Origin of the sequence: Staphylococcus sp. 11511212 (assembly GCF_011394755.1) — a bacterium.
Taxonomy (GTDB): Bacteria; Bacillota; Bacilli; order Staphylococcales; family Staphylococcaceae; genus Staphylococcus; species Staphylococcus chromogenes.
On the sequence record NZ_JAANBQ010000003.1, the window covers coordinates 399381 to 412139 of the forward strand.

Below are 12759 nucleotides of genomic sequence, written 5' to 3' on the forward strand. Positions count from 1 at the left end.
GGAGGGATAAATGTATGAACCATTGGAAACGCATCTCATTGCTTATTGTATTTGCATTAATTTTTGCGGTTATCGCAATGTTCCATGAATCAAGGTTAGGAAAGTGGATTGACACAGAAGTATACGAATTTATTTATTCCTCCGAAAGTTTTATCTCTACTTCTATTTTCTTTGGAGCAACACAAATCGGTGAAGTATGGGCAATGATGTGTCTCTCGCTGTTAACAGTCGCGCTATTAATGTTTTATAAATATAAAATCGAAGCGTTATTTTTCGCTTTAACAATGATGGTTTCAGGAGCAACAAATCCAATCCTCAAAAATATATTTGATAGGGAACGTCCAACTATTTTAAGACTGATCGATATATCTGGATTTAGTTTTCCAAGTGGCCATGCGATGGGGTCAACAGCTTTCTTCGGTAGTTTGATTTACGTGAGCCACAGAATTCTGAAAGGTAAATCTAAAGGTGTCGTCATTGCACTTTGTGCTTTAATGATATTGTTAATTTCAACTTCACGTGTCTATTTAGGTGTCCATTATCCAACTGATATCATTGCTGGAATTATTGGGGGCATTTTCTGTATACTCCTTACACAATTAATGTTAAGAAAACCCTTAAAACTATAATACTTTTCGAGACGATGAAGGAACAATCTATTTTAGATGACCTTCATCGTTATTTATATCTTCACGTTTATGGGTTAAATAAGAGTAGATAAAAAAACTGCCACACCTTCGTGTGACAGTTTTAATTTAACGTTTAATCAAAACGACTATTTTTTATACGGGCATATAAAAGGGGATAGTACTTGAAAATGACTCAATCAAAAGAACGAATTGTAGTGGGGGGGTCGTTGCGATTGATAATCATTTTCAATTACATTATACCTTACTGAGAATGATTGTCAATTAAAACTGTAAAATTTTTTGAAAAACTTTAATCTCTGTGCTTTTTACCCTATGATTAAGAAGAGGTGACATCATGAAAAAAGTATTAATTATTGAAGACGAACAAAATTTAGCTCGTTTCATCGAATTGGAATTAAAACATGAACAGTATGACGTGGACATTACTTATGATGGTCTTTCTGGACTTAATAAAGCATTACAACAATATTATGACATCATTTTACTCGATCTAATGCTTCCAGAAATGGACGGCCTTGAAGTGTGTCAACGTATCAGAACCCAAAAAGATACGCCCATTATCATGATTACAGCAAAAGGGGAAATTTATGATAAAGTCGTCGGCTTGGACAATGGTGCAGATGACTATATTGTTAAACCTTTTGAAATAGAAGAATTATTAGCCAGAATGCGTGCACTTGTACGTAGATATGGTGAAGAAAGCCATTCTAATACAGATATTATTAATATCGATGGTTTAATCATTGATAAACATGCATTCAGTGTCTCGTTTGAGTCTCAAAATATAGAGCTCACAAAAACAGAGTTTGATTTATTACTCGTATTAGCAGAAAACAAAAATCATGTTTTACAACGTGAACAAATTCTAGACCACGTTTGGGGATACGAATCTGCTGTTGAGACAAACGTGGTAGACGTCTATATTCGTTATTTGAGAAATAAATTAAAACCTATAGGCAAGCAAAAACTCATTGAAACTGTACGAGGCGTAGGATATGTGATTAGACAATGAAACAATCCACTTTGAAAACAAAATGGACGCTTGTTACGACGATTATCACTTTTTAATTATTTTTGTATTTTGTTTATTAATTATTTACGCCATTAGCAGCTTATTAAAGCAACATGAATTAGAAAAAGCTGAACGAAGTGTTGATGATATTTATAACCTTTTAGAAACTAAACCTATTCAACGTATTACAACAATCGAATTTAATTCCGTTACAAATAGTTATCAAAAAGTGATTTTGCATGATAGTTACCATCGAAAAATTTTCGAAAACTCTAACACATCAGATATACGTTTTTCACCAGAATTTCATGCTATCAACACGCGAAATATCACTATAATTAAAAATAAAGAAGGCTCATTCATTGTGGTAAGCACACCGGTGGATACTTCTTACTTTAAAGGGTATGTGACAGTAGTCCATTCATTAAAAGTTTATGATGATTTACTAAGATTTATCACGTATTTAGCATTGATTTTTGGGCTTATCGCGTTGTTCGTTACAGCAATTATTAGCTACATATTTTCTGCACAAATTACAAAGCCTATCAATATTATTACAGAGAAAATGACACAAATTCGACGCGATGGATTTCAAGAAAAACTATCAGTTCCAACAAATTATGAAGAAACCGATGCATTAATAGACACTTTTAATAGCATGATGATTAAACTTGAAGATTCATTTAACCAACAACGTCAATTTGTTGAAGATGCTTCACATGAATTAAGAACACCACTACAAATTATTCAAGGACATCTTAGTTTGATTAAACGATGGGGTAAGAAAGACCCTGAGATATTAGAAGAATCATTATCGATTTCAATAGAAGAAATGAATCGTATTTCAAAACTCGTTGAAGAATTATTGATGCTTACTAAAAATGATATGCGACATGCTGAAAATCAAGTGGAAAAAGTGGACATTAATGAAGAAATTAAAACACGTATTAGAGCAATTACAAAAATTCATGACTCCTACACTTTTACATTCAATACAAATCAAGATTTTATATTTTTAAATATCAATGCCTTTCATTTTGAACAAATTCTTTTAATATTTTTTGATAATGCCATTAAATATGACACACAAAGAAAGAAAATTGATATCACAACAAAGTACATTAATAATCAAGTCATTATTGAAATTACAGATCATGGAATGGGAATTCCTCAAGAAGATATTAATTATATATTTGATCGTTTTTATCGCGTCGACAAATCTCGCTCACGTCATCAAGGAGGAAATGGTTTAGGCCTATCAATAGCTGAAAAAATTGTCAAGTTATATCAAGGTCATATTTCGGTTAAAAGCGAAGTAGGTAAATTTACAACATTCACAATTAGCTTCAATGCAAGTCAGAACTAGAATTTACCCCCTATTTTGCCTTTAAATGTTCACAAATTAATGCTATGATTATCCTGTAAGCGGTTTTATTTATTCTGTGGAGGGTGGATTATGAAGAACGATAAACAGGTGACAGAGGCACCTGTAAACTTCGGAGCGAATCTAGGATTAATGTTAGAACTCTATGATCAGTTTTTAGAAGATCCAAGTTCAGTCACTGAAGATTTACAAGTGCTCTTTAGCACAATCAAAGATGGCGAAGCAACCTTATCAAACACATCACGTCAATCAAGCTCAGGAGATAGCACAATTAAACGTGTTATGCGGTTGATTGATAATATTAGACAATACGGGCATTTACAAGCAGATATTTATCCTGTCAATAAGCCCGAACGTAAACATTTACCTAAACTCACAATTGAGGATTTCGATTTAGACAGGCAGACGCTCGAAGATATATCTGCCGACATTGTTTCTGAACATTTTAAAGATATCTATGACAATGCGTATGAAGCGATTTTAAGAATGGAAAAACGATATAAAGGACCTATCGCCTTTGAATACACACATATAAATAACAATAAAGAACGTGTGTGGCTTAAACGTCGAATTGAAACCCCATATAAAGCAAGCCTGAACACCGAAGAGAAAAAAGCATTGTTCAAACAACTCGCACGTGTAGAGGGATTTGAAAAATATCTCCACAAAAACTTTGTAGGAGCGAAACGTTTCTCAATAGAAGGTGTAGACGCATTAGTGCCTATGCTTTCACACACAATTAAACGTGCATCTGAAGTAAATATTACAAATATCCAAATCGGTATGGCACACAGAGGACGTTTAAATGTACTCACACATATCCTTAAAAAGCCTTATGCTATGATGCTTTCCGAGTTTATGCATACCGACCCAATGAAGTTTTTACCTGAAGATGGAAGTTTAGAACTCACTTCAGGTTGGACAAGCGATGTTAAATATCATCTTGGTGGTGTGAAAACAATTAATGACCACGGTCATGAACAACGAATTGTTTTAGCAAATAACCCGAGCCATCTTGAAGTCGTAGCTCCTGTTGTGACAGGACGTACTCGCGCATCACAAGACCTCACAGATCAAGCAGGTCAAGTTGAGACAAACTTTAATAACGGTATGCCAATCATTATTCATGGGGATGCAGCATATCCTGGCCAAGGGGTTAACTTTGAAACAATGAACCTTGGTAGTTTGAAAGGATATTCTACAGGTGGAACTTTACACATCATTACAAATAATCGTATCGGATTTACAACAGAACCCATTGATGGGCGCTCAACAACTTATGCGACTGATGTTGCCAAAGGTTACGATGTGCCTATTATGCACGTAAATGCTGATGATGTTGAAGCAACTATCGAAGCTATTGATATTGCTATGGAATTTAGAAAGACCTTTAATAAAGATGTTGTCATTGATTTAGTAGGTTATCGTCGATTTGGTCATAATGAGATGGATGAGCCGACTTTAACGAATCCATTACCATACAAAAACATAAAAAAACATGACACTGTTGAAATTATTTATGGTAATAAATTGATTGAAGAGGGCATCATTAATAAAGAAGAGATGGATGAAGTTATTTCAAATGTTCAAAAAGAAATGCGTCAAGCGCATGATTCTATCGATAAAAACGATAAAAACGACAACACAGAAATGGAGATACCTGAAGGAATTTCTAAACCTCTTCAAAGTAATGAAAGTGAATTGTCCTTAGAACGTCTCAAAGAAATCAATGAGGCGATGCTCAACTATCCAGAAGGATTTAACGTATTTAAAAAATTAAATCGTATTTTAGAGCAACGTCGCAGTCCTTTTGAAAGTGAAGATGGATTAGTGGACTGGGCGCATGCAGAACAACTTGCATTTGCAACAGTGATGCAAGAAGGTACACCTATCCGTATGACTGGACAAGATAGCGAGCGAGGAACTTTTAGTCATCGTCACGCGGTCCTACACGACCAAGAAAATGGAGATGTTTTCATTCCATTGCAACATGTTCCTCAACAAAAAGCGACATTTGATATTCATAATTCACCGCTTTCAGAAGCTGCTGTCGTTGGCTTTGAATATGGTTATAATGTGGAACATCCAGCTTCATTTAATATTTGGGAGGCACAATTTGGGGACTTCTCGAATATGGCTCAAATTTACTTTGACAATTTTATTTTCTCTGGCAATGCCAAGTGGGGTGAACGTTCAGGTTTAACATTCTTTTTACCTCACGCTTTTGAAGGTCAAGGACCAGAACATTCATCTGCGAGACTCGAGCGCTTTTTACAACTCGCAGCTGAAAATAATATGACGGTTTGTAACTTATCAAGCTCAAGTAACTATTTCCATCTTTTACGCGCTCAAGCAGCAAGTTTAAATACTGAGGCAATGCGACCATTGGTTATCATGTCACCTAAAGGCCTATTACGTAATAAAACAGTTGCTAAACCAATTAGCGAATTTACACAAGGTGGTTTTGAACCAATTTTAGTAGAAGACTACGATGCTTCTAAGGTGAAAAAAGTTATTTTAGCAACAGGTAAAATGTTTATCGACCTTAAAGAACGACTTCAAAAAGAACCTAACTCAGAAATTCTATTAGTCGCTATCGAACGATTATACCCATTCCCAGAAGATGAAATAGCTGAGTTATTGCAATCAATTAAAGGCTTAGAATCCGTGACTTGGGTTCAGGAAGAACCTCAAAACCAAGGGGCATGGCACTATTTATATCCAATCCTTACACGCTTCCTTGGTAAAGATCTTCCACTACATTATGAAGGCCGTAAACATCGTGCAGCGCCTTCAGAGGGTGATGGAGAAATACACAAACTCGTTCAAAATATTATTATTGAAAATAGTTTAAATATTTAGGGGGCATATAAAAATGGCAGAGGTTAAAGTTCCAGAATTAGCTGAATCAATTACAGAAGGTACCATAGCTGAATGGTTAAAAAAAGTTGGCGACACTGTAGAGAAAGGTGAAGCCATTCTCGAATTAGAAACAGACAAAGTCAATGTTGAAGTTGTTTCAGAAGAAGCAGGTACGTTACAAGAATTACTTGCTGAAGAAGGGGACACAGTTGAAGTAGGTCAAGCGATTGCTGTTGTTGGTGAAGGTAGTGGTAATGCAAGTTCAGAACAATCTACATCATCAGACGACGATTCCAAAAAATCTGAAGAGACTGCGTCAAAAGAACAACAAGATAATCAATCAAAAGATCAACCTACTCAAAAAGAGGAAACTTCCTCTAACGACCGTATCAATGCGACACCTTCAGCACGTCGTGCCGCTCGAGAAAAAGGTGTAAGTTTAAATGAAGTTCAAAGTATTGTGCGAAAAGAAGATGTTGAACGCGGCCAACAAGCTAAAAGCGCTTCATCAAACACATCTTCTTCTAATCAAGATACAAAACCACAAAAATCGGCAACACCATCTAAACCTGTCATTCGTGAGAAAATGAGTCGCAGAAAACAAACTGCAGCAAAAAAATTACTCGAAGTAAGTAATAACACTGCAATGTTGACAACGTTCAACGAAGTCGACATGACGAATGTCATGAACTTACGAAAACGTAAAAAAGAAAAATTTATGGAAGATCATAATGGTACTAAATTAGGCTTTATGTCTTTCTTCACTAAAGCCGCTGTAGCAGCATTGAAAAAATATCCAGAAGTCAATGCTGAAATCGACGGTGACTATATGGTTACTAAACAATTTTATGATATTGGTGTGGCAGTTTCGACACCAGGTGGATTATTAGTACCGAATGTACGCGATTGTGATAAGAAAAATTTTGCCGAAATTGAAGAAGAAATTGCGAACTTAGCTGCCAAAGCACGTGATAACAAGCTCTCTTTAGATGATATGATGAACGGTTCGTTTACAATTACAAACGGTGGTATTTTTGGTTCTATGATGTCAACACCAATTATAAATGGTAACCAAGCTGCCATCTTAGGTATGCACTCAATCATCACAAGACCTATTGCTGTTGATGGCGATAAAATTGAAAACCGACCAATGATGTATCTTGCATTAAGCTATGATCACCGTATTATCGACGGTAAAGAAGCTGTTGGTTTCTTAAAAACGATTAAAGAGTTAATCGAGAACCCTGAAGATTTACTATTAGAATCTTAATATCTATTTTTAAATTAGCCTCCACCTAGCGAGCTGTTAGGTGGGGGCTATTTAATATGGGATCTATTTGAGGAGCTATAGTAAATTTTTCTAGCTATCATTTGTTATGGCTAAGCATTCACATATATTATTATATAGATCATTTATATCTCCATTTCTTATAAAAGCGAGTGCTAATTCACAGATAATCGTTTTCTTTATTAAGTTTTAATCTGTAAACTCAACAATCCTCGTTCTTTATGTTAAACTAAAGCATATACTCACTTTAATTAGAGGTCAGTGGAGGTCGTATCATGACGGGTATTCGAAGTATAACTCTAGCAACTCAAAATTTAAATCAAACAATCCAATTATTTCATCAAAAGTTAGGACTACATTTTGAAAAACGCGAAGGAGCCGTTCAATTTGGCGATGCTCTTCTTTCGCCTGGGACACGTATTCAGTTTGTCGAAATACCTGGAGGATTAGCTGAACAATATCAGCATTTTGATGCTATAGGTTTAAGAACACCTTCTGATGAAGGCATACAAACATATACTTCTATCTTGAACGAAGCCAACATCCCAACTTCTCAGCCAAGTCAATTAAATGGTCATGTATATATCGATTTTAAAGATGAAATGCATCAAAAATTTTCTATCTTTTCAAATGAACATAACACAGGTATCGGTCTTGGTGTCCCTGTTGAAAACAGTACCGTTAATCCACTACATCAAATTCAAGGCTTAGGGCCGGTTATTTTAAAAACAAATGAGATGATGATTACTTACTCACTTTTAACAAAAGTGTTTGATTTTGAACCTCTGGGTGAATACACTATAAATGATGGTCAAACGAAGGTCATTGTTCTACATAAAGACAATGGAGGCTTAGGTTCTGAAATTCATCTTTATGAACCTTCTGTACCAATTCAATTTCCTGAAGTAGGGATTGTAGAACAAATCGAGTTCACTGCTAAAGATGCAACGCAATTTGAAAATGCTTTGCAACAACTTGAGATGAATGAACTTCCGTATCAACAATTAAAAAATGAACAAGCGAAAACACGTGCTCTCCGTATCAGTGATGTGAGTGGTATTTCGTTTATTTTAACATTAGATGAATAATTGAAAGGTGATGCGTATGTTACATCAAACATGGAAAAATAATACACCTATTAAACAGGTGAAAGTTGTCCACACGGATGCAAAAAAATTCACAGTCAGTGATATGTTAACTGTTGGAAAAGTATATGATGTGGTTAATGAAACAGAAGAGTATTATCAAATTATAGATAATTCCGGTCTCGTCGGTGGCTACTATAAAGACTATTTTGAAGAAGTAAAATAATGAAAAATCAAAAGCGGGAGTACATTTGTACTCACGTCTTTTTTCTTGTAAGGAAAGGTGAATGAAAGTGACACAACAATTTAAGGGATATATAAACTCAGACGAAAACATTTTTGGGGACGCTGCTAAATTATTTGAATTAAACAAAAATATTTTACTAAAAGGGCCTACAGGTTCTGGCAAAACAAAACTTGCCGAAACTTTAAGTCAAACTTTGAATATACCTATGCATCAAGTGAACTGTTCCGTTGATTTGGATGCCGAAAGTCTGCTTGGATTTAAAACAATAAAAACAAGTGAAAACGGGCATCAGGAAATTGTTTTTATAGATGGACCCGTCATTAAAGCAATGAAAGAAGGTCATATTTTATACATTGATGAAATCAATATGGCTAAACCAGAAACACTCCCTATTTTAAATGGCGTTTTAGATTATAGACGTCAATTGACAAATCCATTTACTGGAGAGGTTATCCATGCTGCTGAAGGCTTTAAAGTCATTGCAGCAATCAATGAAGGTTACGTTGGAACATTGCCGATGAATGAAGCATTAAAGAACCGTTTTGTTGTGATTAACGTGGATTATATTGATGGAGAGACATTGCACGATGTTATTCGTGAGCAAAGTTTACTTAAAGATTCTCAATTGATACATCAAATTATCAAATTTAATGAAGACTTGAGAACGATGACTAAACAAGGACAATTGTCAGAAGAAGCAGCAAGTATTCGTGCATTATTAGACTTGAGTGACCTTGCAACTGTAATTCCAATTGAAAGGGCGATTCAAAGAACAATCGTTGATAAATTGGAAGATGAAAGAGAACAACAAGCTGTTCAAAATGCCGTAGAATTAAACTTTTAGAAGGTGATTACATGAGTGATCGTTTTATCTTATTTAATGATGAACAGTTAGATGCTATGAAAGTCATGATGCTACAAGATTTATCCCGTTTATTATTAAAAAATTCAGCTACACAAGTAAAAATTCATAAATTTCCATACTATGATGCACTTCAAAATGAAGTGATCTGTAGTTCATTTTGGTCTCATCGACCTGAACACATTGAAAAAACAGGATTAAAAACAGATGTCTTACTTGCAACATATAGTTACTTTAATATGTCGCCTCAAATCGTCAATGAAATCCTTAACAATGATGAAGGTTTCGAACACCCAAAATTCTACCGACAATTATTCAAACTCATTGAAGAAATGCGTATTTTAAATATTATTGAAAACCAAAGACCACGCACCTCTAAAATGATTAAAATGCGACGTGAAATTCGTCTTCAATATTGTCAGACACAAATTAATGTTTATCGTACAAAAACGATGTATACAGATCTTCTTTTTTTAAATTTAGAACAGGCTTTTTTAAACGAAAACTTTTATGATGTGCCTTTTGTTCACGATGATTTATCAGGGATTTTGGAACATATGTATCAGTACTTGCCTGACTTTTTTAATCTTCAGAGTAGTGAAGATGCGATGTATCTTACGCAACGGATTATGTTTCAAGTTGATCAATGGCTCAATGAGGATATGCTAAATGAATATTATCATATCCCTCGAAAAGTGTATGAAGTCCTTAGTGATTATACGTTGGACGATATTAAACGCATGGATGCTGCTAATGTTGATGGAGGTACTGATGAGTCTGACGAAGTAGAAACAGAATCTGTTGAAACTAAATCAGCTGATAGTGAAACTTCTGGTGGCGCTTATTTAGAAATGGAGTTACATGAAGGTCAAAATAGCGACGTATTAAATGATAACGAGACTGCAAGAGAAGGGGACAGTACAGACGACATGACAAATGTGTCTTCCAAAAAAGGCCAAGGTTCAAACGATGTACTTGATAGCGAAGAAGGCGGTTCACAGTATGGTCGATATCCATTATTAGCACTAAACGGCATTAATCAGTATGTCGATATACGTTGGCATCAGCCAGAGATACAACCCGAACATTTTGATGCCTATAAGCAAGTCCAACAATCCGTCCAATATGAAACACGTGATTTAATCGAAATCATTAAAAAAACAATTGACCGTGAATATCAAGATAAACGTGTTAACTTAATGAAAGGGCGCTTGCAAAAAAACTTAATTAATTGGTTTGTTGATGATCAATACAAAGTCTTTTATAAAAAGGCAGATTTAAGTCAAAGTTTTGATGCGACATTTACGCTATTGATAGATGCTTCAGCAAGTATGTACGATAAAATGGATGAAACAATTAAAGGTGTTGTCTTATTCCATGAAACATTGAAAGCATTGAACGTTCGCCACGAAATACTCGCTTTTAACGAAGATGCTTTTGATGCTGATGAAACGCATCAACCAAATATCATCGATGAAATCATACAGTATCATCAATCCATTTATCCCAGCGAAGCCCCGCGTATTATGACTTTACGTCCACAAGACGATAATCGTGATGGTGTCGCAATCAGAATTGCAAGCGAAAGATTGTTATCGCGCTCTGAAAAGCAGAAGTTTTTAATTGTTTTTTCAGATGGTGAACCTTCTGCCTTTAATTATAGTCAAGATGGTATTTTAGATACCTATGAGGCAGTTGAGAACAGTCGTAAGCTAGGGATAGAAATATTTAATGTCTTTTTGAGCCAAGACCCTATCACTGAAGCAACTGAGCAAACCATTCATAATATATATGGCGCTTTTGCAATATTTGTAGAAGGGGTGGAAAACTTACCAAGTTTACTGTCTCCATTGCTTAAAAAACTATTACTGAAATCATTTTAGCGCATTAAAGCTCAAAATGGCGAAAATATTTTCTAATTTTCAGAATTTTTATAGACGTTATAATTTTTATGTGATAGAATGAAGCATAAATTTCAAAAGTTGGATTGAAGGAGCAGCAATATGAACAAAAATACACTTGTCATTGGGTTTATGTTATTCGCCATTTTCTTTGGAGCGGGTAACTTAATTTTTCCACCAAATTTAGGTCTTTCGAGTGGTCAATACTTTTGGCCCTCCATTATAGCATTTGTTTTAACTGGAATAGGATTACCACTATTAGGTATTGTAGTTGGGGCAATTGATAAACAAGGTTATATAGGTGCAATCAACAAAATACACCCTGCATTCTCAGTGATTTTCTTAGTCGCTATATATTTGACGATTGGACCGCTTTTTGCGATTCCTCGTACTGCATCAACATCATTTGAGATGACAATTACACCGATTATTGGGACGAGTAATCCAATTGCTTTATTTATTTTTACAGTTATCTATTTTGCACTTGTACTTTACTTGTGTTTAAACCCAGGTAAAATTGTAGATCGTATCGGTGCAATTCTCACACCATTATTACTGATTACAATTTTAGCAATGATTGTAAAAGGATTCATCGATTTCGGGGGCGGCCCTCAAAATCAGGCAGATCCAAAAATTTATTCATCAAATTTAGCAGGTTTTTCTAAAGGGTTTACTGAAGGCTATTTAACGATGGATGCCATTGCGGCCATCGCATTCTCGATGATTGTGATTAATGCGATAAAAGCTACAGGGGTTAAACATGCCAACCAAATTTTTAAACAAACTGCACTTGCTGGCTTAATCGCTGCTTTTGCATTAGCCATCATTTATATTTCATTAGGATTTATCGGTAACCATATTATTTTATCTGAAGCAACAATGAATAAATTGGTAGCCAACAATCAAAATATTGGTGCACATTTACTTGTCACAATGGCCAATACTGGTTATGGCGCATTTGGTAAATATTTACTAGGTATTATTGTGGCACTGGCTTGTTTAACAACAGCTTGTGGATTAGTCGTTTCCGTAAGTGAATATTTCCATAGTTTATTCCCTAAAGTTTCATATAAAATTTTCGTGATTATTTTTATATTAATTAGCTTATTCTTATCAAATCTAGGACTCAATGCAGTGATTCAATTATCTGTCCCTGTTCTTTCAATTGTGTATCCAGTCGCTATTACTACAGTTTTGCTTATATTAATCGCGCGTTTTATTCCAACACGTCGTATTACACAGCAAATCACTGTAGTCATTGTATCAATTGAATCTATTTTAAGTGTGATGCATACTAATGGATGGGCAAACTTTGGTTTTATCAGCAAATTGCCATTACACCAATTTGCACTTGAATGGTTTCCAATCATGATTGTTACATTAATTATTGCTTATGTTATTGGTGCTTTTGTCAAAAAATCAAAAGTCATCGTCTACGAAAAAGAATAGATACAAAAATCCCCATTTC

At 34.9% G+C, this 12759-nt stretch carries 9 protein-coding genes and 1 pseudogene; all 10 read left to right on the forward strand.

Translation table 11 applies throughout. From position 1 onward, the window contains the following. Nucleotides 1-14 precede the first annotated feature (14 nt). Nucleotides 15-629, forward strand: coding sequence for a phosphatase PAP2 family protein (locus tag G8Y84_RS03425; RefSeq protein WP_037573648.1), 615 nt, complete (start codon nt 15-17; stop codon nt 627-629). A gap of 355 nt (nt 630-984) precedes the next feature. Beyond that, on the forward strand, nt 985-1662 hold the full coding sequence (locus G8Y84_RS03430; protein ID WP_037573645.1) for a response regulator transcription factor: 678 nt from the start codon (nt 985-987) through the stop codon (nt 1660-1662). Next, nucleotides 1659-3028: pseudogene (locus G8Y84_RS03435) on the forward strand (HAMP domain-containing sensor histidine kinase). Before G8Y84_RS03430 ends, G8Y84_RS03435 begins: the two are co-directional and overlap by 4 nt. A gap of 90 nt (nt 3029-3118) precedes the next feature. Beyond that, the gene (locus tag G8Y84_RS03440) at nt 3119-5908 is read left to right on the forward strand and encodes a 2-oxoglutarate dehydrogenase E1 component (protein WP_037573639.1); all 2790 of its coding nucleotides are present in this window, start codon (nt 3119-3121) and stop codon (nt 5906-5908) included. Between the two features lie 13 nt (nt 5909-5921). Beyond that, entirely contained in the window at nt 5922-7178 is a 1257-nt protein-coding gene (sucB, locus tag G8Y84_RS03445) for a dihydrolipoyllysine-residue succinyltransferase (protein ID WP_037573635.1), read from the forward strand. Between the two features lie 293 nt (nt 7179-7471). After that, nucleotides 7472-8284 (forward strand): VOC family protein, encoded by an 813-nt coding sequence (locus G8Y84_RS03450; RefSeq protein ID WP_037573632.1) that lies wholly within the window; start codon nt 7472-7474, stop codon nt 8282-8284. A gap of 16 nt (nt 8285-8300) precedes the next feature. Beyond that, on the forward strand, nt 8301-8507 hold the full coding sequence (locus G8Y84_RS03455; RefSeq protein ID WP_037573629.1) for a DUF6501 family protein: 207 nt from the start codon (nt 8301-8303) through the stop codon (nt 8505-8507). Nucleotides 8508-8568: 61 nt separating this feature from the next. After that, nucleotides 8569-9372, forward strand: coding sequence for an ATP-binding protein (locus G8Y84_RS03460; protein WP_037573626.1), 804 nt, complete (start codon nt 8569-8571; stop codon nt 9370-9372). Between the two features lie 11 nt (nt 9373-9383). Continuing rightward, a complete protein-coding gene (locus G8Y84_RS03465) occupies nt 9384-11273 on the forward strand; it encodes a vWA domain-containing protein (RefSeq protein ID WP_037573623.1) in 1890 nt (629 codons plus the stop codon). Between the two features lie 120 nt (nt 11274-11393). Then, nucleotides 11394-12740, forward strand: a complete 1347-nt coding sequence (gene brnQ3 / locus G8Y84_RS03470; RefSeq protein ID WP_037573621.1) for a branched-chain amino acid-like transporter carrier protein BrnQ3 — start codon at nt 11394-11396, stop codon at nt 12738-12740. Nucleotides 12741-12759: the final 19 nt, after the last annotated feature.